We start from the raw sequence: 24,111 nt of genomic DNA, 5'->3' as shown, positions 1-24,111 counted from the left end.
CTTTCTCCTGAGTCGAGCATGGCTCGACTCTACAGAGCATAATCAGCGCTTCAGCTGGCCTTGCCCTGCGCGTCCAGATAGCGCTCGGCGTCCAGAGCGGCCATGCAGCCGAAGCCGGCCGAGGTGATCGCCTGGCGGTAGTGTTGATCGGCCACGTCGCCGGCGGCGAACACGCCTTCCACCGAGGTCTGGGTAGCGTTGCCGCCCAGGCCCGAACGGATTTCCAGGTAGCCGTTGTTCATCGCCAGCTGTCCGTCGAACAGGGTGGTGTTCGGGTGGTGGCCGATGGCCACGAAGAAGCCGTGGGCGTCGATGTCGCGGGTGCCGCCGTCCAGGGTGGACTTCACGCGCACGCCGGTCACGCCGGCATCGTTGCCCAGCACTTCCTCCACCTGGTGGTGCCAGACGGTCTCGATCTTGCCTTCGGCCACCTTCCTGAACAGCTTGTCCTGCATGATCTTCTCCGCCTTCAGGGTGTCGCGGCGGTGGACCAGGTAGACCTTGCGGGCGATGTTGGACAGGTACAGGGCTTCTTCCACGGCGGTGTTGCCGCCGCCGACCACGACCACGTCCTGGTCGCGGTAGAAGAAGCCGTCACAGGTGGCACAGGCGGACACGCCGCGGCCCTTGAACTGGTCTTCGGTCGGGATGCCCAGGTACTTGGCGGTGGCGCCGGTGGCGATGATCAGCGCGTCGCAGGTGTACTCGTGGCTGTCGCCGATCAGCTTGAACGGGCGCTGCGACAGGTCGGCGGTGTGGATGTGGTCGAAGATGACCTCGGTCTCGAAGCGCTCGGCGTGGGCCTGCATGCGCGCCATCAGGTCCGGGCCCATCAGGCCGTGGGCGTCACCCGGCCAGTTGTCCACCTCGGTGGTGGTCATCAGCTGACCGCCCTGCTGCAGGCCAGTGATGACGACCGGCTTCAGGTTGGCACGGGCGGCGTAGACGGCGGCGGTCCAGCCGGCCGGTCCGGAACCGAGGATGACGAGGCGCTGGTGGCGGGAGGGCAGGCTGGTGCTCATGTAGACTCGCGAAAAGGTAGATGGGACAAGGCGCTGGCGATGTTTGCGCAGCATCCGTGGCTGGTCATAGAGTGGCGGCTGGGGCAGGGCGATTCAAGCCGATGAACAGAACGCCGTCATCCAGCGGTGGTTTCGGCCCTGTCCGGGCCCGGTCAGAAGTCGCATAACTGAAAACTGACGCCGTCTCATTTATTATCAATCACTAACAGCGCATTCCAAAGGTATGGTCTAAGGTGGCGAAGCAGGTCCCTGAACGCTCCAAGTCGGACGACAGCAAGGCGTCACGTCGCACGGCCGCGGCGGCGACGACCGACAATCCACGCCGCCAGCGCCTCTGGCGCGACCTGGGCCTGATCGCGATCGCGCCGGCCCTGCTCTATCTGGCGGCGAGTCTTTTCACCTATTCAGCGACGGATCCGGGCTGGTCGCATACCGGCAGCGTGGTCGCGCCGGTGCACAACCTCGGTGGTCGCGCGGGCGCCTGGATCGCCGACGTGCTGCTGCAGTTGTTCGGCTACATCGCCTTCCTGCTGCCGGTGGTGCTCGGTGCGCTGTCGTGGATTGCCATGTTCGGCCTCAAGCGCGAGAGCAAGGGCGAGAACGACCTGGACCCGGCGCTGCGCCTGGTCGGCCTGGTCGGTTTCCTGATTGCTGGCACCGGCTTCCTGCATGTACGCCTGTTCAGTGGCGATGTCTCCAGCGCCGGCGGCATTCTCGGCAAGCTGGTTGGCAATTCGCTCACGGTGGGCTTCGGTGCGCTGGGCGCGAACCTGTTCGTGCTGGTGCTGCTGCTGGCCTCGATTACCCTGGCCACCGGGCTGTCCTGGTTCACGGTGATGGAAAAGATCGGCCGTGGCGTGATGTCGCTGGCACCGTTGCTGGCGCGCAAGAAGGAAGAAGTCACCGAGTGGCAGCAGACCCGGGTGATGCGCGAGGAGCGCCAGGAAGTGCGAAAGGCCGATGCCGAGGTCCGCGCCAAGCGCGAGCCGGTGAAGATCGAGCCGCGTCCGGAACCGGTGATCGAGAAGAGTGACCGGGCCAAGCGCGACACGCAGATCCCGATGTTCCGTGGCGTCAACGGCGACGGCTCGGACCTGCCGCCGCTGGCCCTGCTGGACGACCCCAAGCCGCAGCCGGTGGGCTACGACAAGGAAACCCTGGACGCGCTGTCGCGGCAGATCGAGTTCAAGCTGAAGGACTTCCGCATCGACGCCCAGGTGGTCGGCGCCAATCCCGGCCCGGTCATCACCCGCTTCGAGATCGAGCCCGCGCCGGGCATCAAGGTCAGCCAGATCAGTTCGCTGGACAAGGACATCGCGCGCGGCCTGTCGGTGAAGTCGGTGCGCGTGGTCGACGTGATTCCGGGCAAGTCGGTGATCGGCCTGGAAATTCCCAACGTCACCCGCGAGATGATCTACCTGTCCGAGCTGTTGCGCTCGAAGGAATACGACAAGTCGGCCAGCGTGCTGACCCTGGCGCTGGGCAAGGACATTGCAGGGCGCTCGACCGTGGCCGATCTGGCGCGCATGCCGCACCTGCTGGTGGCCGGTACCACCGGTTCGGGCAAGTCGGTGGCGGTCAACGCGATGGTGCTGAGCCTGCTGTTCAAGGCCTCGCCGAAAGATCTGCGGATGCTGATGATCGACCCGAAGATGCTCGAGCTGAGCGTCTATCAGGGCATCCCGCACCTGCTGGCGCCGGTGGTCACCGACATGAAGGAGGCTGCCAACGGCCTGCGCTGGTGCGTGGCCGAGATGGAGCGCCGCTACAAGTTGATGAGCGCGGTGGGCGTGCGCAACCTGGCCGGCTTCAACAAGAAGGTGAAGGAAGCGCAGGATGCCGGCCAGCCGCTGATGGACCCGCTGTTCAAGCCGAACCCGGAGCTGGGCGAGGCGCCGCGTCCATTGGAGACGCTGCCGTTCATCGTCATCTTCATCGACGAATTCGCCGACATGATGATGATCGTCGGCAAGAAGGTGGAAGAGCTGATCGCGCGCCTGGCACAGAAGGCGCGTGCGGCCGGCATCCACCTGATCCTGGCCACGCAGCGCCCGTCGGTGGACGTGATCACCGGCCTGATCAAGGCCAACATCCCGACGCGTATCGCGTTCCAGGTCAGCTCCAAGATCGACTCGCGCACCATCCTCGACCAGTCCGGCGCGGAAACCCTGCTGGGCCACGGCGACATGCTGTACCTGCCGCCGGGCACCGCGCTGCCCGAGCGCGTGCATGGTGCGTTCGTGTCCGATGACGAAGTGCACCGCGTGGTCGAGCACCTCAAGGCGATGGGCCCGGCCGACTATATCGACGGGGTGCTGGACGAGGTGCAGACGATGGGCGACGGCGTGGTCGTCGGTGCCACCGGCCTGCCCGAGACCAGTGCGGCCGGCGACGAGTCCGACCCGCTGTATGACGAAGCGCTGCGGGTGGTCACCGAGACCCGCCGCGCCTCGATTTCCGGCGTGCAGCGCCGGCTGAAGATCGGCTACAACCGTGCAGCGCGACTGATCGAGGCCATGGAAGCGGCCGGCGTGGTCAGCCCGCCCGAGCACAACGGCGACCGCACGGTGCTGGCACCGCCGCCGCCGAAGTAAGGCCCGACGTATCCCCCACGACGTCCAAGGAACCGACGCATGCTTCACCCCGTACCAAGCGCGCTGGCGCTGGCGCTGGCAGCCTTCCTGGCTGCCGGCCCGGCACTGGCAGAAACCGCCACCTCCGCGCCCGCCACGGCGCCGCCTTCCACCAGCGGCGATACCGAAGCCAGCAATAATTTCAGCATTGTCCGTTACCGCGCCGACTACCAGGTGCGGCCGGATGCGGGCAATGTGCAGACCGAAACCTACGAAGTCCTGCTCAAGACCAAGGCCTCCGTCGAGCAGTTCAGCCAGGTGCGGCTGAGCTACAGCGAAAAGATGGAGACGCTGGAAGTGCTCGGTGCCTACACCATCACCGCCGATGGCCAGCGGCGCGACGTGCCGGCCGATCGCATCTACACCCAGGAGAGTTACTCCAGCGCCTCGGCGGCGATGTATGCCGACCGCAAGGTGCGGGTGATCGTGTTCCCGAACCTGGCCCCGGGCACGCGCCTGTACTACCAGGTGCGCCGCACCCAGGCCACGCCGTACTTCCCGGGCTATTTCGGCCTGTGGGAGACCTTCAACGTCTTCACCGAGTACGAAGACGCCGAGGTCACCCTGACTGCGCCGGCCAACCTGCCGATGTTCGTCGACAGCCGCGGCGTGCAGGGCAGCGATCGCCCGACGGTGAAGAACGGCCAGGCGCAGTGGCGCTGGCGCTACCAGCGGCGCGAAGCCATGCCGGCACAGAACTGGTCGGCGGCGGGCTGGGAGTTCGGCCCGAACATCATGGCCAGCACCTATCGTGACTGGTCGCAGATGGGACGCGCCTACCAGCTCAAGGCCGGCCCGGCGGCCGACGTGACCCCGGCGCTGCAGGCGCTGGCTGATGAAATCACCGCTGGCATCAGCGACCGGCGCGAGCAGGCCGATGCGCTGTACCGCTGGGTGGCGCAGAACATCCGCTATGTGGCGGTGTACCTGGGCAATGGCGGCCTGGAGCCGAACAGCGCGCAGAGCATCCTCGACAACCACTATGGTGACTGCAAGGACCATGTGACGATCCTCGAGGCACTGCTGGCAGCCAAGGGCATCGCCAGCTCGCCGGTGCTGATCGGTGCCGGCGGTGGCCCGACGCTGCCGAAGATTCCGGTGCTGGGCCGCTTCAACCACGCCATCACCTACATCCCGGAATTCGATCTGTACCTTGATTCGACCACCGCGTGGGCCCGCTTCGGGCAGCTGCCGGAAGGTGACCTGGGTGCGCCGGTGATGCGTACCCGCGACGCCACGCTGGCACGCACCCCGGCCAACACGCCGCAGCGCAATGCCACCTCGATGGAAGTGCGTTTCACCTTCGACGCCAACGGCAACCTGCGCGGCGAGACCATTCCGAAGCTGGGCGAGAACGCCGAGATCGGCATGCGCGCCCAGTTCTCCCAGCTCAACGCGCAGAATCGTGCGCGCGCCGAGGAGCAGATCATGGCCGCGTCCGGTTTCGACGGGCGAGGGCAGCTGCAGATCCAGGGCGTGCCGGTCGACCTGACCCGGCCGTTCGGCTATCGCATGGCCTTCCAGGCCGAGGACTACGCCGACTTCAGCGTGGCCGGCGGCATGGCCGTGCCGGATCCGCCGGGCGGCGAGTCGGTGCGTGGCCTGTACGCCACCGCTTCTGCGCCGGCCAACGAGACGCCGTTCTACTGCAATGCCAGCCTGCGCGAGGAAACCTATCGCCTGCAGTTCCCTGCCAATGCGCCGATCATCGCCATCCCGGCCAACCAGCGTTTCACCAACGCCGCTGGCGAGTACCGCGTGGACTGGAGCCGCGAGGGGCAGGACGTGATCGCGCGCCATCGCCTGCAGCAGAACGCGGTGCGTGGCCCGGAGGCGCTGTGCCAGCCGCAGGACTACACCGCATTCCGCGCGTTGTATCGCGAAGTGCGGCGTGGCTTCCGTGGCCAGGTGCTGTACGGCAAGCTGCCGGGCTCGGGCGGCTGAATCGCCGATGGACGTTCAGGGCGGCATAATGTCGCCCTGATCGCCCATTCATCTTTCCCCGGGCACACTGGCAACCACCTTTCCTGGCGCCCGCGCCCACAGGATTCCCGCATGAACTTCCGCTTCCGCCGTTTCCTTGCCACCACCACCCTGGCCGTGGCCTGCGCCGCCGCCGGCAGCGCCTGGGCAGGCGCCCGCGATGACCTGAAGACCTTCACCAGTGGCCTGAAGGGCCTGGATGGCCAGTTCAGCCAGCAGGTGTTCGACAGCCGCGGCAAGGTGAAGGAATCGACCAGTGGCCGCGTGGCCCTGTCGGCGCCGCGCCTGTTCCGCTGGGAATACGTGCGCCCGCACGAGCAGTTGATCGTGGCCGACGGCAAGAAGGTCTGGATGTACGAACCGGACCTGGAGCAGGCCACCGTGCGCGAGCAGGGCAAGGAAGAGCAGAACAGTCCGCTGACCGCGCTGATCAACCCGGCGCTGCTGGAACAGCAGTACGACGTCAGTGAAGAGGCTGCGCAGCGCGACGGCCTGCAGTGGCTGTCGCTGTCGCCGAAGCGCGAGACCGAAGCCAGCTTCCAGTACGCCGCGCTGGGCTTCAATGCCCAGGGCCTGGCCAAGATGGAAATCACCGATGCGGTTGGCCAGCGCACTGTGATCAGCTTCAGCGGCTGGAAGCGCAACCCGGGCTTCGCGGCCGGCACCTTCAGCTTCACCCCGCCGAAGGGTACCGACGTCATCGGTAATTGACCTGTGGGCGGAGGCGCTTTGGTGGGTGTCAACCTTGGTTGACACGCTTTTGATCTGCCGGCCAGCGGCCGGCACTACCGATCCTGTGGCCTGATCTGCCGGGCATGGCCTGGCCCTACCTGCTCTGGTGGGTGCCAACCGGGACCGCCTTGGTGGGTGTCAACCTTGGTTGACATGTTTTGATCTGCCGGCCAGCGGCCGGCACTACCGACCCTTGCGGCCTGATCCGTCGGGCAGGGTTCGGCGCTGCCGCAATCCGACCTGACCCGCTCTGGTGGGTGCCAACCTTGGTTGGCACGCGCTCGGCCAGCTCATCCGTTGTCCGGGTGAACGATCACCTGCCACGCGGTGCCATCAAATCGAATCAGGTCCCAGGGCGTCAGCACCCACAGCACGCTACCGACGGAACTGATATCAACAATCGTTGCATCTCTCAGTTCTTCGGGGATGCCTTCCAGCAACGGTTCAACTACGCCGGTTTCTAGACTGTAGACGTAGAGGCCGCCATTCTCAGAGCCGATGTAAACCTGTTGCTTGTACTGGCACACAGAGTTGAAGTTGATGCCTTCGCCGACCTCGTGTTGGAGGCACTCGAATCCAGTGGAGATGTCGCCCGTAACGATGGTGCCGTGCATTCCTACAAGGACGAGGCGGCCCTGGTCGGTCCTGCAAGCATGAAGCAGCTCCGCAGTAGTGACTTGTTCGGGCACGGTCCAGCTCGAGCCATCCCAGTGCGCAATCAAGCCTTGGGATCCGATTGCGTAGAGGTCAGCAAAGCCCGTTCCGCAGAGGTCGTTCACGCTGCCCACGCGGAACTCAGCGAGTAGCTGGTTGAATCGCTCATCCTCCCGGACATGGGTCATGTGGGCGCGCCAATCGGCGAATCTCCGGCGAAGCTCTGCGTCGCGTTCCATCGGATCTCGAGGAAGTGCGGGAGCATCGCCCAGTTCGAGCAGGTGGCCGAAATCTTCGAGCCAACTGTCGAAGTCATCCAGATCCGACTCGTCTTCGCCCTCCTCGCAGAAGGCAGTCGCGAATTGGGTTGGAAGCTGCCGCCATCCGCCGTCGCCCCGATGATAGATCTGTCCTCTTGGGCCCGCGCAGAAAAGGGCGTCGCCCAGCAGTCGCAAACGGGTAAGACCTCCGGGGAAGTCGGCGCCTTCCGCCGAGACGTACTCGATCGTGGCCCCAGCACGGGAGTAATCTTCCAGCTGCCCATAGAAATCAAGGGCAAGCACACGACGGGGGCGACCGCCTTCTTCCTCTGGGACAAGCTCTGTGGACATGACCTGGAAGTCCTGCAGGTCATGGTAGAACCACTCCTCTTTGGGGGTGCGGCCAAAGACGAACATGCGGGTGGGTGGGCCGGGATCCGGGTCGTAGTATTCATGCCCAGGGCCAAGGGCTGCAGCCAGATAGTAGATGTCCGCATCGACCGCGCAGCCAGCAATGAACTCAAGGACATTGGATTCGGGATCGCGCACGAGTGGGGCCTGGATGGTTGAGCTGCAAATTCTCGGCTACTGATGAGGATGCATGGCCCCCGGGAAAGGGTGTTCCATGTGAATCAGTGGCTTACCTATGAATTGGTTGCGGCGGTTTCGGCTCATTTCCGACACATTGGCGGGCTGCCGGCCAGCGGCCGGCACTACCGATCCTGTGGCCTGATCTGCCGGCAGGGTTCGGTGCTGTCTGCTCTGGCTGGTGTCAACCGGCACCGTCATGGTGGGTGTCAACCTTGGTTGACACGCTCTTGATCTGCCGGCCAGCGGCCGGCACTACCACCCGTGCGGCCTGATCGCCGGCATGGCCCGGCGCTTTCTGTTCTGGTGGGTTTCAACCGGGACCGCCTTGGTGGGTGTCAACCTTGGTTGACATGCTTTTGATCTGCCGGCCAGCGGCCGGCACTACCAGACACCGCGTCCCGCCCGCCGGGCACGGCGCGGCGCTACCGTTGGGCGGCGCGGTACAATGACCGGGTGGCAAGACATCGTTCAACTTCCTTCCCTGGTCCCGATCTGCTGAGCGTCGATCGGGAACACCTGCGCCCGCTGGCCGAGCGCATGCGTCCGCGCACTCTCGACGAAATGGTTGGGCAGAAGCGCCTGCTGGCGCCGGACAGCGCGCTGCGTCGCGCGGTCGAATCCGGTCGCGTGCATTCAATGATCCTGTGGGGGCCGCCAGGCTGTGGCAAGACCACGCTGGCGCTGTTGCTGGCCGAATACTCCGACGCAGAATTCCGTGCCATCTCCGCCGTGCTCTCCGGCCTGCCGGAGGTGCGCCAAGTGTTGGCCGAGGCCGCGCAGCGTTTCGCCGAAGGCCGGCGCACCGTGCTGTTCGTGGATGAGGTGCATCGCTTCAACAAGGCGCAGCAGGATGCGTTCCTGCCGCACATCGAGCGCGGCACCATCCTGTTCGTCGGTGCCACCACCGAGAATCCGTCGTTCGAGTTGAATTCCGCATTGCTGTCGCGTTGCCGCGTGCATGTGCTGGAAGGCGTTTCGCCCACCGACATCGTCGAGGCGCTGGAACGTGCGCTGGGTGATCGCGAGCGCGGCCTGGGCGAAGAGGGTATCGAGGTCGCCCCCGAACTGCTTCTGGAAATCGCCACCGCTGCCGATGGTGATGTGCGCCGTGCGCTGACCCTGTTGGAAATCGCCGCGGAACTGGCGGGCGGGGAGGGAGGGCGCATCACGCCGCAGACCCTGACCCAGGTGCTGGCCGATCGCACCCGTCGCTTCGACAAGGGCGGCGAGCAGTTCTACGACCAGATCTCGGCGCTGCACAAGTCGGTACGCAGCTCCAACCCGGATGCCGCGCTGTACTGGCTGACCCGCATGCTCGATGGTGGCTGCGACCCGTCCTACCTGGCGCGCCGGCTGACCCGCATGGCCATCGAGGATATCGGCCTGGCCGATCCGCGCGCGCAGAGCATGGCGCTGGAAGCCTGGGACATCTACGAGCGGCTGGGCAGCCCGGAAGGCGAGCTGGCGTTCGCGCAGCTGGTGCTTTACCTGGCCAGCACCGCCAAGTCGAACGCCGGCTATGCCGCCTTCAACCAGGCCAAGGCCGACGTGCGCGAGAGCGGCACCGAAGAAGTGCCGCTGCACCTGCGCAATGCGCCGACCAAGCTGATGAAAGAGCTCGGCTACGGCGCCGAGTACCAGTACGACCATGACGCCGAGGGTGGCATCGCGCTGGACCAGACGGGTTTCCCGGATGCGATGGGCGAACGGGTGTACTACAACCCGGTGCCGCGTGGCCTGGAAATCAAGCTGAAGGAAAAGCTGGACCGGCTGCGTGCCGAGCGCGAAGCGGCGAGGGCGGCAAAGGGTCGCTGACCCGGTTTATGTAGCGTCGAGCCGCGCTCGACTCCGCTCTGGACCGGGCCAGCAGCGCCTGCGGCAACGGCAGCCGAGCATGGGCTCGGCTCTACAGGGCCAATGGCAGCCGAGCATGGCTCGGCTCCACATTGTTCCCGGCGGCGGTCTTTGGCACACTGCGCGGCCACTTTTTCAAGGATTGATGCCGTGCAGGAAATGATTCTGCCGTTGAAGCGCTACGCCCAGTTCGAGGGGCGTGCCAACCGTCGTGAGTACTGGATGTTCCAGCTGTTCATGCTGATCGTCTCCGCCGTCCTGATGGTGCCGCTCGTTGCCGGGCTGGTGATGCAGTCCGACGTCCTGGGCATCGCGTCGATCATCCTGTTTGTCGTGTTCTGGCTGGCCACGTTCGTGCCGGTCATCGCCGTCACCGTGCGCCGCCTGCACGACTGCAACCAGTCGGGCTGGATGTACCTGCTGGCCTTCGTTCCGTTCGGCGGCCTGGTGATCTTCGTATTCGCGCTGCTGCCGGGCACGCCGCAGGAAAATGCTTATGGTCCGGTGCCTTCGGGGCCGTGACATTTCGCGAGTCGGGCATGGCTCGACTCGACAAGAGGCAAAGAAAAGAAGCCGGCATTTCGCCGGCTTCGTCTTTACTTGATGGTGCAGTCGCCGAAGGACAGGTAGTCCGTGCCGGAACTGAACTGCAGCGTGCAGCTGGCGGTGAACGTCGCGCCTTCTTCCAGTGCGCCCAGCTTGGCCGCCTGCTGTTCGTCGTCGCTGGTCAGTCGGGCCAGGACATTGCCCTGGTCGTCGCCGGCCTCGATCAGCGGCTCGCCCGCCAGGTTGCTGGAAACGCTCAGGGCTACGGCAGTGAATGTCACCGTCTGGTTGAGTTGGTCCATGCCCAGTGACGAATTGCCGGCTTCTTCAAAGGCCTGGTAGAGCGTTGACAGGTCCTGTGCGGCATGGGCGGCCAGCGGCGCAAGCAGGCCGAGGGAGAGGGCGATCAGGGTGGTGTGCTTCAAGGGAGTCTCACAATCATGGGATCCAATCCCATGCCGGTTGTGTGCAGATGAACGCGACCCGGATGGCGGCAAGTGCCCGCCATCCATGGCTGCGCTGGAAGCGGGGCGATCCAATGCCCCGATGGGCGGCAAAATAGGGGAATTGCTGCCCCTTGCGCAACCCGGGCATGCGCGCGCGTGATACACAGCGTGACGTTTGATCGATGTGATAATCATTCGCGTTTAAGGTAGACTGCGGTCCCTTGTGAACCGGCGGCCCTGGGCCGCTTCTGCCGCCGCTGATGAAGCACTTTGTTCCGCCTTCGCGCCGTGGTCCGCTGGCCCGCGGCCTGGTCGCCTTGATGATGGGTCTGCTCCTGGCCACCCCATATGCCCATGCACAGCAGCGCAACCCGCTGCAGAAGATCGGCCGCACCGTGCTCGACGAGCCGGCGGCCAGCTATCGCTTCGAGCATTTCGTGGTGGACAGCCCGGACCAGCAGCGCCGTTGGCGGGTGAACCTGGCGATCCCGGCCAAGGCCGGCAAGGTGTCCTCTCCGGTGCTGTACGCGCTGGACGGCAACGCCGTCGCGATGGTCCTGGATCAGCCGTTGCTGGCCGAGCTGGCCGCGCGCAAGGCGCCGCCGGTGCTGGTGCTGATCGGCTACGACAACGACCTGCGCATCGATTCCAAGGCGCGCACCCGCGACTACACCGCGTGGATCGACCGCGCCGACGATGAGAGCGGTACGACCCAGGCGGTCGGCGGTGGGGCTGCCGCGTTCCTGGATGTGATCGAGCGCCGCATCAAGCCGGAAGTGGAGCGTCGCGCACGCATCGACACGCAGCAGCAAGCGCTGTGGGGCCACTCACTGGGTGGATTGTTCGTGCTCAATGCGCTGTACACGCGTCCGGCCGCCTTCCAGTCCTATCTGGCCGCCAGCCCGTCGCTGTGGTGGAGCCAGGGTGCGGCGCTGGGGGATCCGGAACAACAGTTCGTGCAGAACGTGCACGGCCAACCGGCAAGGCTCTGGCTGATGCTGGGCGGTGCCGAGCGTGTCGGTGATCGCGGCAAGCGCGACATGAACAATCCGCGCGTGGTCGCGCACCTGCGCCGCATCGGTGGCGCCACCCCGGATGCGGCGATGCAGCTGTCCGAGCGCTTGGGCAAGGTGCCGGGCCTGAGCGTGCAGTACCGCGAGTTCCCCGGCCTTGGCCACGGCCCGATGCTGCCGGCGTCCTTCCATGCGGCGCTGCATGAGCTGTACGGCGTGACCGATCGCAGCGCCGGCGATGGCGCGCCCAATGGCGGTGACAACGCCGCCGAATGAATCCCTTCGCACGCGCTGCCGTGCGACCCCACTACCCAGGCGAGGCTGCCGACGTGCAGCGGCCCAGGCAACCGATGACCCCCGCGCCACGTGGCGCGGCCTACGTGTGCAAGGAGCCTGCCATGTCGTTCCGTCCGTCTCTCCGTCTTACCTCTCTCGCTGCCGGCCTGCTGCTGGCAGTGACCGCCACCGCGCAGCCGGTGTTCGACCAGCCGGCCAACGCCACCTTCAAGGGTGAGGTCGTCTCACGCGGTGAGAACGTGGTTCCCGGCAGCACCGCCGACGTGGTCGGCCGTGGTTTCGTGCCGGGCCAGAAGGTCAGCCTGCTGCGTGGCGACAGCGTGCTCAACGCACAGCCGGTGGTGGTCGATGCCGATGGCAACTTCAAGACCCAGCTGAGCATTCCGGCCGACGCGGTGCCGGGCACCCACCCGGTGGTGGTGCGCGCCAGCCAGCCGGCTGCGGCCACGGTGCTGAAGCTGCGCGTGTCGCCGCAGTTGCCGCTGTCCGGCCAGGCGCAGTTCGCCACCCGGTCCAGCAAGCTGGTGCCGGGCCTGTACCAGTCCGCCTACAGTGCCGCCAGCAACGCAGTGTTCGTGACCTCGGCGGTGGGTCGCCCGCCGGTGACCCAGTCGCAGCTGCTGAAGCTGGACCCGACGTCGCTGAAGGTGACCAGGGCGATCACCCCGGCGCAGGTACCGGGCAGCACCAATGGCGCGGTCTATGCGGTCTACGGCGTGGGCGTGGATGACACCAACGGCAATGTCTGGGTGACCAACACCCGCCAGAACTCGATCGCGGTCTACCGGCAGAAGGACCTGTCGCTGGTCCACCAGTTCCCGGCCGACGCTGTGCCGCACGCGCGCGACGTGGTGGTCGATGGCACCCGCGGCAAGGTGTTCGCCTCGGCGACGGGCGAGGACCACCTGTCGGTGTTCGACGCCAGGACCTTCAAGGAGCTGCCGGCAGTGACGCTGGAATCCGGCGTGGACGACGGCACGTTCACACCGATGAGCCTGGTGCTGGACGAGAAGGGCGGCAAGCTGTTCACCGTCAGCATCGGCACCCCGGAAGCGGCGGTGATCGATGTGGCCAGCGGCAAGGTCGAGAAGGTCATCGATCTGGGTAATTCGATCAGTGCCTCGGGCGTGGCCTTCGATGCGGCACGCAACCGCCTGTACGTCGCCTCGCAGGGCACCGACAACCTGCTGATCGTCGACGTGGCTGCCGGCAAGGTGCTGCATGACGTGCCGGTCGGCGCCGGTGCGCTGAACGTCGCCTTCGATGATGCCTCCGGCCTGGCCTATGTCAGCAACCGTGGCGCTGGCACGGTCACCGTGGTGAATGGTGACGGCAAGGTGGTCGCCAATCTTGATGGCGGCACGCTGCCGAACCACGTCCGCGCCGATGGCAAGGGCAACGTGTTCGCGGTGAACAAGTCGCGCGGCGCTGAGGACCCGAAGGGTGACCGCATCACCCGCATCACCCCGAAGCAGTAAGTCACACGGTGGGGCGGCGTGCGCGCCGCCCTGCCAGCAAGGAGAACGAGCATGAACATCGCGTCCCGTCTGCGCCTGTGTGCGCTTCCGTTGGCTGTTTCGCTGGTACTGGCCGCCTGTGGCGGCGCGTCGACACCGCCTGAAGGCCAGAAGGCCGCCGAGCCGCCCGCCGCACCGGCCGCTGCCGAAACCGCGTTGCCGGCAGGCTGGCAGCGCGTGGCCGGTGCCGAGCTGCCGGCCGTGCATGACCAGAAGGCGGTGCTGCCGGCCAAGGTGCATTCCGATGACGGCGCCGATATCGAGGTGACCGATACCAGCCGGATCATTGCCGGTGGCGACGACGTCATCGCGGTGATCGAAGCACTTGGGTTGGGCACGCAGGTATTCGCCGCGCCGACCAACACCACCACCCAGGCCGGCCTGGCCGCGCCGCACCAGTTCCTGTTCAACCGCACCACTGGCGTGGAGGGCGTGCTGAGCCTGCAGGGCTCGCTGTTCCTCGGCAACAGCCTGCGCCGCCACACCGAGCTGGCCAAAAAGCTGCGCGAAGTCGGTGAGCCGGCGGTGGTCATCGATGATCTGCAGCCGGCGCCGGACAAGGTGCGCAAGGTCGCCGCCGCACTAGGGCTGGCCGAAGCGGGGCAAACACTGGCCACGCAGGTGCAGCGCCAGCTCGACGAGGCTGCAGCGATTGGCAAGGGCCTGGGCCATGCGCCACGACTGATCCACGTATCGGCCACCGGCGCTGGCGGCTCGCCCACTGTTGCCGGTGCCGACAGCGCGTCAGCGCAGCTGATCGCGCTGGCCGGCGGCATCAACATCGGCACCGAGGCCGGGGTGAAGAACTACTCGCAGCTGAGCAACGAGGGGGTGGTCGCCGCGGCACCGGAGGTGATCCTGGTGACCGAGCATGACCTGCAGCTGTTCGGCGGTGCCCAGGGTTTGTGGAAGGCGTACCCGACGCTGAAGCAGACGCCGGCCGGGCAGGCCAATCGGGTCTGGGTGATGCCGGATGTGCAGCTGAAGTACACCAGCGTGGGTTCTGGTGCGGGCGCGCTGGCGCTGGCCAAGGCCCTGGCAGCCTTGCCGAAGGCATGAGTCCGGCGGATCGGCGCCGCCGTCGCGGGCGGACGATGTTGATGGTGGCGTTGCTGGCGCTGCTGGGGGCAGTGCTGGCGTCGTTCGCCGTGGGTCCGTTGCGGTTGCCGCCGCTGGAGGTGATGCAGGCGCTTGCGGTGAAGTTGGGCCTGCTTGACCCAGGGGCAGTCCGCAGCCGTGATCTGGCCGTGGTCTGGCAGCTGCGCATTCCGCGCGCCCTGTTGGGCGCGATGGTCGGTGCGTCGCTGGCGATGGCCGGTGCCAGCCTGCAGGGCCTGTTTGGCAATCCGCTGGCCGACCCCGGCATCGTCGGTGTCAGCCAGGGTGCTGCGCTGGGTGCGGTGGCTGCCATTGTTCTCGGCGCTGCCGGTGCGGCCGGCTGGCTGGTGCCGGTGGCAGCCTTCGTCGGCGGCGCGCTGGCGATCGGCCTGACCTATGCGCTGGCCCGGCCCGGCAAAGGCAGTGGGAATGCCACGCTGCTGCTGGTCGGCATCGCGATGGCCGCGTTCTGCTCGGCGCTGATTGGTTTCCTTACTTACATCGCCAGCGAAAGCGAGCTGCAGTCGCTGGTGTTCTGGCAGATGGGCTCGCTGGCGCGCGCCAACTGGGCCGACGTGGCCGCGGTGGTGCCGCTGTTTGCGCTCGGCGTGTTTGCGCTGCAGCGACTGGCCACGCCGCTGGACATGCTGGCGCTGGGTGAGCGCCAGGCGCAGCACCTGGGGCTGGACGTGACCCGTACGCGGCGTCGCCTGGTCGCGTTCAGTGCGCTGCTGGTGGGCGCAGCGGTGGCGTTCGCGGGCTCGATCAGCTTCGTCGGCCTGGTGGTGCCGCACGTGGCGCGACTGCTGGTCGGCCCGGGTCATCGCTGGCTGCTGCCGTTGTCCGGGCTGCTCGGTGCGCTGCTGATCGTGGTGGCCGACACCGCCGCACGCACGCTCGATCCACCTGCGGAGATTCCGCTGGGCCTGTTCTCGGCCGCGCTGGGTGCGCCGTTCTTCCTCTGGCTGGTGCTGCAGCAGCGCCGCAAGGCGGCGCCATGAGCGTGCTGCTGAAACTGCACCAGGTGGTGGTGCGCCGCCAGCAGCGCGAGATCCTGCATGGCATCTCGCTGGCGTTCGAGCCGGGCACGGTGACCGCGCTGGTTGGCCCGAACGGCGCGGGCAAGTCTACGTTGCTGGCGGTGGCGGCCGGTGACCTGCGCGCCGATGCGGGGGAGGTGAGCCTGCTGGGCAAGCCGTTGGCCAGTTACAAGGCGGGGCCGCTGGCACGCGAGCGCGCGGTGATGCCGCAGGAACATGGCGTGCGCTTCGCCTTCAGCGTGGAAGAAGTGGTGGCGATGGGTCGACTGCCGCATCCGCCCGATCCAGCCGTGGACGACGCCCAGGTGGAAGCGGCAATCGATGCCGCCGAGCTGCAGGCGCTGCGCCTGCGCGAGGTGCAGCAGCTGTCCGGTGGCGAGTCCGCCCGCACCACGTTCGCGCGTGTGCTGGCACAGGACACGCCGTTGCTGCTGCTGGATGAGCCGACCGCCGCGCTGGATCTGCGCCATCAGGAGCGCACGCTGCGCAGTGTGCGCGCCTGTGCCGAAGCCGGTGCGTGCGTGATCGTGGTGCTGCACGACCTCAATCTGGCCGCCGGCTACGCCGACCGCATCGTGCTGCTGGAGCAGGGCAGGGTGGCGGCCGATGGCACGCCGCTGCAGGTGCTGACCGAAGACAACCTGCAGCGGGTTTACCAGCAGGATGTGGTGGTGCTGGAGCATCCGCGGCGCGGGGTGCCGCTGGTAGTGGTGACATAGGCCGGATCTGCCGCCGTCGCCGCGTATCATGTCCGGCCGGTATTCCCTCAATGGACTGATGCAATGATCTGTAGCATTTCGCGCGGCACTGTGCTGGCCGTGTTGGCTGGCTTCGCAGGCGCTGCGACTGCGGCTTCCACCTCACCGGTTTCGCTGACCGATGCAGCGGAGAATGCCTCGCTGATCGAGATCCGGCATTCCGCTGGCGCGGGCTCCCCTGTTGCGTCCATCCGGACGCAGTACTTCGCCAACGAGGAAATGTCCGTGAGCTGGGACGACCAGCAGGTGCTGGTGCTTTGCAAGGAGGCGGCGTACCTGCAGATTCCCCCTGCCAAGCTCAAGGCCGCTGCGTTGAGCACCGAGCAGCGGCAGATGATCGTCTACCAGGCGCTGATGTCCGGCCTGGGCGCCGTCGCGGGCGTAGTCGGCCCGGCGGGCGAGGTGGTGGCGGTGGCGGATGACGGAAGCGAGACCCGCAGCGTTGGCGAAAACCCTTGGGCGTACGGTATCGAGCGCTACGACGTCACCACCCAGCGCATGCCGGGCGGCGCGCTGCGCGTGCATTCCCGCAAGACCGCGACCGTGAACACGACGCCCCCGGCGAGCCCGGACGACACGTTCAGCACCGAGGATGACCAGGCGGCACGCCTGTCCGAACTGGCCCCGGTCGGTAGCTGGACCGAGCTGGTGATCCATGGCGGCCCACGGCTGCCGCACATGGACCCGGCGACGTCGCTGAAGGGGTGGATGTCGATGGGTGATGACCAGGCGGCGACCGTGGCCGAGGCGCGCACGCTGCACGGCTGCAAGTAAAGGCTGAGAGGGGTCAGATCCCTTTGCCGTCGCAAAGGGATCCGACCCTGATGCCCGCCGGCCTCATCGTTCCATCTGTGTGTGCAATATTCACTTGCGCACCAGATTGGCAGGTCTACAATGCGCCCCATGAACCGGATGCCGCTCCTGAAGTTTTTCACCCTGACCCGCGCAAGCGCGGAACGGGCGTGTCTGCCTGGAGCCCCACGAGGCCGTTGAAGCGGCCATCGCTGGACCTTCGACAGAGCGCCCCCCGGGGCGCTCTTTTCGTTTCTGTTTCTTGTGAGTCGACTGACAGTCGACGCTACCCAGTACTGCAAAGGAGAACGTGCCATGCACCAGATCGCCGAGACCGAACGCTAGCCGCGCACCCTGTCGCCAACCGGGGGGGCGCGGCCCCCGAAGTTGGCTTTGCAGGAACCTTTCTCATGAACACCCAAGTCCTTTCCCGCCGTCGCAACCTTGGCATCATTGCCCACATCGACGCCGGCAAGACCACGCTGACCGAACGCCTGCTGTGGAAAAGCGGCGAGATCCACCGCGTCGGCGAAGTACACGACGGCAACGCGACCACCGACTTCTCGGCGATCGAGCGCGAACGTGGCATCACCATTGGCGCGGCCGCCGTGCAGGCGCAGTGGGCGCCGCGCGACCTGCCGCCGCATCGGCTGACCCTGATCGACACCCCTGGCCACATCGACTTCGCCATCGAGGTCGAGCGTTCGCTGCGGGTGCTCGACGGCGCCGTGGCCGTGTTCTCGGCCGTGGACGGCGTGCAGCCGCAGTCCGAGACGGTGTGGCGCCAGGCGCGTCGCCATCGCGTGCCGCTGATCGCTTTCGTCAACAAGATGGACCGCGTCGGCGCTTCATTCGAGCGCGTGCTGGAGCAGCTGCAGGACAAACTGCGGGCGCGGCCGTGGGCGCTGGGCGTGCCGTTGGGCAGCGAAAGTGGCTTCCACGGCTGGGTCGATCTGGTCGATGAGCGCGTGCTGCAGTGGCAGGATGGTGCCGCAACCACGGTGACCCCGTGGGACCAAGCGGCGCGGGCCCAGTGGCAAGCCCAACGCGATGCGCTGGTCGAGGCCGTGGCCGATCACGATGAGCAACTGGCCGATGCCTGGCTGGAAGGTCGCGTGATCGATGCCGGGCAGCTGCGCGCGGCGATCCGCCGGGCGACGCTGGCGGGTGCGGGCGTGCCCGTGCTGGCCGGTGCTGCGTTCAAGGACAAGGGTATCGAGACGCTGCTGGACGCCGTGGTCGATTACCTGCCGTCGCCGCTGGATCGCCCTGCCGTCAGCGCCGAAAGCGATGAGGGCGAGGTCGTGCTGCCGCCGGACCCGGACGGTCCGCTGGCCGGCCTGCTGTTCAAGATCACCCACCAGCAGCACGGCGCGTTGAGCTTCGTGCGGCTTTACTCGGGCACCTTGAAGGTGGGCGATGCGGTGGCCAGTTCGCAGCATCCGCAGGGGCGGCGTGTCAGTCGCCTGGTGCGGGTGCAGGCCGACCAGACCCACGACATCGAACAGGCCGTGGCCGGTGACATCGTTGCAGTGCTGGGCTGGAAGGATGCGGTCAGTGGTGAAACGCTGAGCGGTCGTGCGCAGCCGCTGCGCCTGGAGAACATCCAGGCACAGGCACCGGTGCTGGCGTGGCGGTTGGAGCCGGCGCGTGCGGCCGACCTGATCCGGATGGCACAGGGTTTGGCCAGCCTGGCCCAGGAAGATCCGTCGTTCCGCGTCGAGACCGATCGCGACACGGCGGAGACCCTGGTCTGGGGCATGGGCGAACTGCACCTGGAGGTGATGGTCGAGCGCCTGCGCAGCGAATGGAAGGTCGACGTAGGCGTAGGTGCGCCGCGCGTGGCCTACCAGGAGACGCCGATGCGTGCGATGACCGGCGTCGTCGGGCGGCTGGTCAAGCAGACCGGCGGCCAGGGCCAGTTCGCGCACGTGGTGCTGGATGTATCGCCGCGCGAGGACGACCAGGTCGTATTCAACGACCGCATCGTCGGTGGCGTGGTGCCGCGCAGCTTCATCGCGGCGGTGGAGAAGGGCGTGCGTGCTGCGCTGTCGGAAGGCCCCCAGGGCCATCCGGTGGTCGGCATCGAGGTCAGTCTTGTCGATGGCCAGACCCATGCCAAGGACTCCTCGGAGATGGCGTTCCATCGCGCAGGCGCCGAGGCGATCAAGGCGGCGCTGGCCGAAGGCGGCACGCAGCTGCTGGAGCCGGTGATGGCGGTGACGGTGCATTCGCCGTCAGCGTCGGTGGGTGATGTGGTCGGCGACCTCAACCGCCGCCATGGTCGCATTGCCCGCATCGACGATCAGGATGGTCGCGCCGAGGTCAGTGGCTTCGCACCGCTGGCGCAGCTGGTGGGCTATACCACCTCGCTGCGTTCGCTCAGCCAGGGGCGGGCCAGCAGCGAGGCGCACCTGCATGGCTACGAGCCGGTGCGCGCTGCATGAAGAAGGTGAGGGGAGCCCGTTCGCGGGCTCCCTTTTTTGTGGGTTCGGGTTTCCGCATCCATGCATGGCGTGGATCTACCGGGTGACCGGGTCGCGAGCTCTGCACTAGATCCACGCCATGCGTGGATGGGGCCCTGCGATGCGTTTTTTTGCATTGCGATGCAACAAAACTGCAGAAAAAGCTGGATTAAAGTGATGCCTCACGATAAATTGCGCACCCCCCGTTGCTCGCCGCCGCCCGCACCCTTCTCATGCGTGATGACAAAGACCCCGGAACCCTGGAGCTGACCCTGCCGCGCAAGCGCGGTCGTCCGCCCAAGTTCGGGTATGCGATGAGCGATGCGCAGCGGGCCGCACGCTATCGTGCGCGCCGGGCAGGGCAGGCCAACCACGCCGATGTGCGCTCCTGCAGCGACATGGTGCTGCTGGACAAGATCCGTGCAGCGGTGAGCGCGCGCGACACCGAACTGGCCGGATTCCTGGTCCACGTGCTCTGGCAGCGCTACCCCCTGCAGCTGAAATAGTTCGCTGGCGGGGTGGCCGTTGTCATCGAGCTTGTTGATAATGCGGGATTCAGGTTGTTCCCGCTGGCGTGCCCGGGATGGCAGGCGCGCATGATCGAACGGTTCCCAAGATGACCACCACCAGCGACACCACCACCGAAGCGGCGCCGAGCGGCGCTCCCCTGTTCTATACCCGTCCGGTGCCGCTGCAGGCCGATGTGCACGCCGATCTGCGCATCCTGCCGGGCAAGCTCGAGTTCGCCGCCGGCAACAACGCCATTCCGCTGGTGCTGGGCGAGTTCTCGCTGGCGCTGCATCATTTCCCGATCCTGTTCGCCGGCCCCGGTGCGGTTCCGATGGCTGCCGTCGGCGTGTCCGACCAGAACCTGTTCATCAAGGACGGCCTGTGGGAAGACGAGGCCTATATTCCGGCCTACCTGCGCCGCCACCCCTTCATCTTCATCGACACCGGCGCGGAGAATGACTTCCTGCTGGGCATCGACGAAGAAAGCCCGCGCGTGGTCAAGGGCGGCGAGGAAGGCCAGCCGCTGTTCGTTGACGGCAAGGCCACCGAAATGGTGCAGCAGGCGCTGGAGTTCTGCGGCCGGTACACCCGCGAGCACGAACAGACCCTGGCCTTCTCCAAGGCCCTGACCGACAACGGCCTGCTGGTCGAGCGCAACGCCACCGTGCGTACCCCGGATGGCCGCGAGTTCAACCTCAATGGCTTCCTGGTGGTGGACGTCGAGAAGTTCGTTGCGCTGCCGGAAGCCACCGTGGTCGATTGGCACCGCAGCGGCTGGCTGGCACTGATCCACCAGCACCTGATGTCGCTGGGTCGCTTCAATGACCTGACCCGTCGCCAGGTCGAGCGCCTGGCCGCCTGATCAAGGCATTGGCAGGGTTCCCGCTGGGCGGGAGCCCTGTCCGGCCTTCAGCACGTCCAGCAGGCGCCGCGCATCGGCCCAGTCCGGCGCGGCGTCATGCGCCAGGTCGACCAGCTCCGCCGCGATGGCCGCATGCTCGCATTGGCCCAGCATCTGCAGCGTGCCCTGCAATCGGTGCGCGTGATGGCCCAGTGCCGATGCATCCGCTCGATCAATAACCCGCTCCATGTTGCCGAGCTCATCGTGGATGTCGGCGATGTAGGCCGCGTCCATGTCAATCGTCTGCGCGGCTGCGCCCAGGCCCTCTGGTCGCGCAATGCCGAGCGCAGGCAGCAGCTGGGCGGCGCGCAGCGGCTTGGCCAGCACCGCGTCGAAGCCCGAGCGGTGGCAGCGTGCGCGATGACGCCGTCCGGTGCGGGCAGACAATGCGATCAGGCGAACGGTGCGCCCGGCAGACCCGCGTAGCTCGCGCGCCAGCACGTGACCATCGGCGCCAGGCAACCCAATGTCGATCAGAGCAACGGAGCGGGGCTGTCGTGCCTGTTCGGCCAGGGCACTGGCCGCATCTTTCACGGCGCACACCTCTGCGCCCCAGCGCCGCAGCTGTTCGGCGATCACGTGGCGATTGAGCTCGTGGTCCTCGACCAGCAGCAGGTGCAGTCCGGCCAGTGGCGTATCGCCCACGGGCATGTCCTGGGCATCCACGCCGGTGCCAGCCGGGCACACCGGCAGGCGCAGGATGAAGCGACTGCCACGGCCCAGCACGCTGTGCACGGTGAGGTCGCCGCCCATTGCGCGGGCCAGCTCGCGCGCGATGGAAAGCCCCAGCCCACTTCCGCCACGCCGCTGTCCGCTGCTGCCTTGCTGGAAAGGCTGGAACAGGGTGGCTACCTGCGCCGGCGCGATGCCGATGCCGCTGTCGATCACCTCCAGCAGCAGCGCCCGCGGACGCGCCGCCGGCATCAGTTGCAGGCGCAGCTCGATTCGGCCGGAATCGCTGAACTTCACTGCGTTCGCCAATAGATTGCTGGCAATCTGGCGTAGCGCATCGGCGTCCACCAGGATGTTCGACGGGGATGCGCCCTGGGCATCGAGATGCAGCTGCAGGCCTTTCCGCTGGGCCTGTGGCCGGATTGCCTCCAGAGCCTGCCGGCACAGCTGGGTTGCATCGCAGGGTTGCGCATGCGGCTTGAAAGCGCCGCTCGCAAGGCGCGAAAAATCCAGTGCGCGATTCAACAGGCTGCGCAGGGATTGGCTGGCGCTGCTGGCAGCGGCGAGCAGGTCACGCTCGCCCTTGGGCAATGTCGATTGCCCCAGCAGCTCGATCGAGGTCAGCACGGCCTGCGCCGAGTTGCGCATCTCGTGGCTGATCACGCCGATGGCATGCGCGCTGCTTCGGTCACCGCGCGCCCGCAGGTGGCGCATTGCGAGCCACAGCAGCGGCAGGGCAATCAGCAGTGGGGCCAGCAGCAGCCACCCGCGCGGGGGCGACGCCTGCATCCAGTCCAGTGCATTCCCGGCCGCGGCAGGCAGGGTCTGGCCTGCCCATAGGTGGAGCAGGCCTGCGTGCTCTTCCAGTGTGATCTCCCGCAATGCCTGTTCGATGCGCCCAAGCAGTTGCTGGTCTTCCCGGCGAACCAGCAGGTAAAGGTCGGTGGAGAAACCGCTATCGAACGGCTGCAGGCGCAGGCTGCCATTGAAATGGCGTCGAACCAGGGGGCGCAGCGTGGGCTCCAGGCCAATCGCCACGTCCGCCAGGCCGGCTTCGACTGCCGCCAGTGCTGCATGCCGGTCTGGCAGCTGCCGCAGCCGGACCTGCGGGTGATGCGCGTGCAGCCAGCTGGCGTAGGGCCCGCCTTCAACGACGGCGATGACCCGGCCGTCGAGTTCGCGCATCTCCCGTGGCAGCCACTCGCCGGCGCGTCCGGCCAACAGGGTGGCGCCGCCACGGAACGGGGTGGACGCGGCAAGGCCGGGGCAGGGCAGCGCCTGGTGCCTTGCGCCGCCAAACACCATGACCAGGTCAGCCTCGTGATGGCATACAGCGAGGATCGATGCGGCGGTTGTCGGGTAGGGGTGTTCCAGGAAACGGAATTGGGCGTGCCGCGCCACCAGGTTGGCATAGCCATGGGCGAGCGTTGGCGGTGATGACGGATCGGCCAGGGCCGCGGGCAGGGGGCGCAGGGAGGGAGTCGTGGCGACCCGTACAGTGCTGCCCGGCAGCCAGCGTGGCGAGCGGATATCTTCGGCCGAGGCAGCCGGCAGGAGAAGGAGCGCCAGCAGCCCCGTGGACAGGAAGCGGCGGCGCAACGGCGGCTGGCGCCTCACGGTGTCTCCAGTCGTTCGCGCAGTGCGTAGATTTCCACGTCGCTGCGCAATCCCAGCTTGCGCAGCACAGCAACCTTCTGCGTGCTGACAGTCTTGATGCTGCGGTGCCGCCGCAATGCGATCTCGGAGACCGTCAAGCCTTCCAGCAGCAGGCCCAGCACTTCGCGCTCGTTGCGGCTGAGCTCGCCGCGGTCGCCGGCCAGCCTGACGTCCGGTGGAACCCGGGTCAGGCCCTGGGAAACACGTACGATGGCGTCGGACAATGCAGCAAGCGGTTCGGCCTTGCTGACGAATCCGTTGAGTCCGGCATCGATCAGGCTGTTGAGGTTGGTGGTGGGGCAGAGCGTGGCGAAGGCCAGCAATGGCGTGCGCGGGAATTCCCGGCGCAGCAGCGCAACCAGCTCGAGGCTACCCAGGTCGTCACGGGCAAGCGTGAGATCGATGATGGCCACATCCACTGGTGTGCGTTGCAGGCTGCAGAGCAGTTCGTTGCTGCAACCGTGGCTGGCGACGATGTCGAAGCGGAGATCGCCTGACAGGTGCAGGGCGGTGCCGCGACGGACGACTTCGTGATCGTCCAGGAGCGCCAGGCGAAGCCGACGCGGTGCAGGAAATCCATTCATGCGCGGGAGGTGGTCGGCGCCCATGGGCGTGGCCGCCATTCTGGCGCCGCTGTCGCGTCGAACATCGAATTCGTTGCGTTTTTACGA

General features: G+C 66.8%; 19 protein-coding genes. 14 read left to right on the top strand and 5 right to left on the bottom strand.

From position 1 onward, the window contains the following. Nucleotides 1-50: 50 nt before the first annotated feature. Nucleotides 51-1,022: a thioredoxin-disulfide reductase gene (gene trxB, locus VG556_RS02215; RefSeq protein WP_100450018.1), complete on the bottom strand. Its 972-nt coding sequence runs from the start codon at nt 1,020-1,022 to the stop codon at nt 51-53. A 233-nt stretch (nt 1,023-1,255) separates the two neighbouring features. Here trxB and VG556_RS02210 point away from each other — a divergent pair, with 233 nt between their 5' ends. The 3 genes from VG556_RS02210 (at nt 1,256) to lolA (ending at nt 6,349) form a co-directional block, all read left to right on the top strand. After that, complete coding sequence (locus VG556_RS02210; RefSeq protein ID WP_014647088.1) at nt 1,256-3,616, top strand: DNA translocase FtsK; 2,361 nt, start codon at nt 1,256-1,258, stop codon at nt 3,614-3,616. Between the two features lie 39 nt (nt 3,617-3,655). Next, the gene (locus VG556_RS02205) at nt 3,656-5,599 is read left to right on the top strand and encodes a DUF3857 domain-containing protein (protein WP_100450019.1); all 1,944 of its coding nucleotides are present in this window, start codon (nt 3,656-3,658) and stop codon (nt 5,597-5,599) included. A 111-nt stretch (nt 5,600-5,710) separates the two neighbouring features. Continuing rightward, complete coding sequence (gene lolA / locus VG556_RS02200; RefSeq protein ID WP_005413289.1) at nt 5,711-6,349, top strand: outer membrane lipoprotein chaperone LolA; 639 nt, start codon at nt 5,711-5,713, stop codon at nt 6,347-6,349. A 311-nt stretch (nt 6,350-6,660) separates the two neighbouring features. On the opposite strand, the gene VG556_RS02195 is transcribed toward lolA, so the two are convergent. After that, on the bottom strand, nt 6,661-7,833 hold the full coding sequence (locus VG556_RS02195) for a hypothetical protein (RefSeq protein ID WP_100450020.1): 1,173 nt from the start codon (nt 7,831-7,833) through the stop codon (nt 6,661-6,663). Nucleotides 7,834-8,412: 579 nt separating this feature from the next. On the opposite strand from VG556_RS02195, the gene VG556_RS02190 reads away from it, so the two are divergent. Together VG556_RS02190 and VG556_RS02185 are read left to right on the top strand one after the other, a co-directional pair. Then, nucleotides 8,413-9,690, top strand: a complete 1,278-nt coding sequence (locus tag VG556_RS02190) for a replication-associated recombination protein A (RefSeq protein WP_014037159.1) — start codon at nt 8,413-8,415, stop codon at nt 9,688-9,690. Between the two features lie 189 nt (nt 9,691-9,879). Continuing rightward, entirely contained in the window at nt 9,880-10,251 is a 372-nt protein-coding gene (locus VG556_RS02185; RefSeq protein ID WP_014647091.1) for a DUF805 domain-containing protein, read from the top strand. Nucleotides 10,252-10,325: 74 nt separating this feature from the next. On the opposite strand, the gene VG556_RS02180 is transcribed toward VG556_RS02185, so the two are convergent. Next, nucleotides 10,326-10,700 (bottom strand): hypothetical protein, encoded by a 375-nt coding sequence (locus tag VG556_RS02180; protein ID WP_049403897.1) that lies wholly within the window; start codon nt 10,698-10,700, stop codon nt 10,326-10,328. Nucleotides 10,701-10,981: 281 nt separating this feature from the next. Here VG556_RS02180 and VG556_RS02175 point away from each other — a divergent pair, with 281 nt between their 5' ends. The 9 genes from VG556_RS02175 to VG556_RS02135 all read left to right on the top strand — a co-directional run bounded on the left by VG556_RS02175 (nt 10,982) and on the right by VG556_RS02135 (nt 21,073). Further along, the gene (locus tag VG556_RS02175) at nt 10,982-12,010 is read left to right on the top strand and encodes an alpha/beta hydrolase (protein ID WP_100450021.1); all 1,029 of its coding nucleotides are present in this window, start codon (nt 10,982-10,984) and stop codon (nt 12,008-12,010) included. Nucleotides 12,011-12,132: 122 nt separating this feature from the next. Continuing rightward, nucleotides 12,133-13,509 (top strand): YncE family protein, encoded by a 1,377-nt coding sequence (locus tag VG556_RS02170; protein WP_100450022.1) that lies wholly within the window; start codon nt 12,133-12,135, stop codon nt 13,507-13,509. 51 nt (nt 13,510-13,560) lie between these two features. Continuing rightward, on the top strand, nt 13,561-14,607 hold the full coding sequence (locus VG556_RS02165; RefSeq protein WP_069116867.1) for a heme/hemin ABC transporter substrate-binding protein: 1,047 nt from the start codon (nt 13,561-13,563) through the stop codon (nt 14,605-14,607). Then, a complete protein-coding gene (locus tag VG556_RS02160; RefSeq protein ID WP_100450023.1) occupies nt 14,604-15,647 on the top strand; it encodes a FecCD family ABC transporter permease in 1,044 nt (347 codons plus the stop codon). Before VG556_RS02165 ends, VG556_RS02160 begins: the two co-directional genes overlap by 4 nt. Continuing rightward, the gene (locus VG556_RS02155) at nt 15,644-16,405 is read left to right on the top strand and encodes a heme ABC transporter ATP-binding protein (protein ID WP_100450024.1); all 762 of its coding nucleotides are present in this window, start codon (nt 15,644-15,646) and stop codon (nt 16,403-16,405) included. Before VG556_RS02160 ends, VG556_RS02155 begins: the two co-directional genes overlap by 4 nt. Nucleotides 16,406-16,468: 63 nt before the next feature. Beyond that, nucleotides 16,469-17,218 carry a hypothetical protein gene (locus VG556_RS02150; RefSeq protein WP_100450025.1) on the top strand — a complete coding sequence of 250 codons (750 nt, stop codon included), beginning with the start codon at nt 16,469-16,471 and terminating at the stop codon, nt 17,216-17,218. A 428-nt stretch (nt 17,219-17,646) separates the two neighbouring features. Next, entirely contained in the window at nt 17,647-19,683 is a 2,037-nt protein-coding gene (fusA, locus tag VG556_RS02145; protein WP_100450026.1) for an elongation factor G, read from the top strand. Between the two features lie 251 nt (nt 19,684-19,934). Continuing rightward, nucleotides 19,935-20,207 carry a hypothetical protein gene (locus VG556_RS02140; protein WP_005409616.1) on the top strand — a complete coding sequence of 91 codons (273 nt, stop codon included), beginning with the start codon at nt 19,935-19,937 and terminating at the stop codon, nt 20,205-20,207. 110 nt (nt 20,208-20,317) lie between these two features. Beyond that, nucleotides 20,318-21,073 carry a SapC family protein gene (locus VG556_RS02135; RefSeq protein WP_100450027.1) on the top strand — a complete coding sequence of 252 codons (756 nt, stop codon included), beginning with the start codon at nt 20,318-20,320 and terminating at the stop codon, nt 21,071-21,073. Here VG556_RS02135 and VG556_RS02130 read toward each other — a convergent pair whose 3' ends face one another. Beyond that, the gene (locus VG556_RS02130; RefSeq protein ID WP_100450028.1) at nt 21,074-23,401 is read right to left on the bottom strand and encodes an ATP-binding protein; all 2,328 of its coding nucleotides are present in this window, start codon (nt 23,399-23,401) and stop codon (nt 21,074-21,076) included. After that, on the bottom strand, nt 23,398-24,024 hold the full coding sequence (locus tag VG556_RS02125) for a response regulator transcription factor (protein ID WP_032961138.1): 627 nt from the start codon (nt 24,022-24,024) through the stop codon (nt 23,398-23,400). Before VG556_RS02125 ends, VG556_RS02130 begins: the two co-directional genes overlap by 4 nt. Between the last annotated feature and the right edge of the window lie 87 nt (nt 24,025-24,111).

The sequence above is a fragment of the Stenotrophomonas sp. CASM106 genome, assembly GCF_049384825.1.
Taxonomy (GTDB): Bacteria; Pseudomonadota; Gammaproteobacteria; order Xanthomonadales; family Xanthomonadaceae; genus Stenotrophomonas; species Stenotrophomonas muris.
The sequence above is the reverse complement of the archived record's forward strand: the minus strand, read 5'-3'. Positions and strand labels throughout refer to the sequence as shown.

Bases quoted from the DNA above. Each gene is read 5' to 3' on its own strand.
- VG556_RS02175 (WP_100450021.1), top strand. From the start codon at position 10,982: ATGAAGCACTTTGTTCCGCCTTCGCGCCGTGGTCCGCTGGCCCGCGGC.
- VG556_RS02190 (WP_014037159.1), top strand. From the start codon at position 8,413: ATGCGTCCGCGCACTCTCGACGAAATGGTTGGGCAGAAGCGCCTGCTG.
- VG556_RS02150 (WP_100450025.1), top strand. From the start codon at position 16,469: ATGATCTGTAGCATTTCGCGCGGCACTGTGCTGGCCGTGTTGGCTGGC.
- VG556_RS02135 (WP_100450027.1), top strand. From the start codon at position 20,318: ATGACCACCACCAGCGACACCACCACCGAAGCGGCGCCGAGCGGCGCT.
- VG556_RS02170 (WP_100450022.1), top strand. From the start codon at position 12,133: ATGTCGTTCCGTCCGTCTCTCCGTCTTACCTCTCTCGCTGCCGGCCTG.
- lolA (WP_005413289.1), top strand. From the start codon at position 5,711: ATGAACTTCCGCTTCCGCCGTTTCCTTGCCACCACCACCCTGGCCGTG.
- VG556_RS02155 (WP_100450024.1), top strand. From the start codon at position 15,644: ATGAGCGTGCTGCTGAAACTGCACCAGGTGGTGGTGCGCCGCCAGCAG.
- VG556_RS02140 (WP_005409616.1), top strand. From the start codon at position 19,935: ATGCGTGATGACAAAGACCCCGGAACCCTGGAGCTGACCCTGCCGCGC.
- VG556_RS02165 (WP_069116867.1), top strand. From the start codon at position 13,561: ATGAACATCGCGTCCCGTCTGCGCCTGTGTGCGCTTCCGTTGGCTGTT.
- VG556_RS02160 (WP_100450023.1), top strand. From the start codon at position 14,604: ATGAGTCCGGCGGATCGGCGCCGCCGTCGCGGGCGGACGATGTTGATG.
- VG556_RS02205 (WP_100450019.1), top strand. From the start codon at position 3,656: ATGCTTCACCCCGTACCAAGCGCGCTGGCGCTGGCGCTGGCAGCCTTC.
- VG556_RS02125 (WP_032961138.1), bottom strand. From the start codon at position 24,024: ATGAATGGATTTCCTGCACCGCGTCGGCTTCGCCTGGCGCTCCTGGAC.
- trxB (WP_100450018.1), bottom strand. From the start codon at position 1,022: ATGAGCACCAGCCTGCCCTCCCGCCACCAGCGCCTCGTCATCCTCGGT.
- fusA (WP_100450026.1), top strand. From the start codon at position 17,647: ATGAACACCCAAGTCCTTTCCCGCCGTCGCAACCTTGGCATCATTGCC.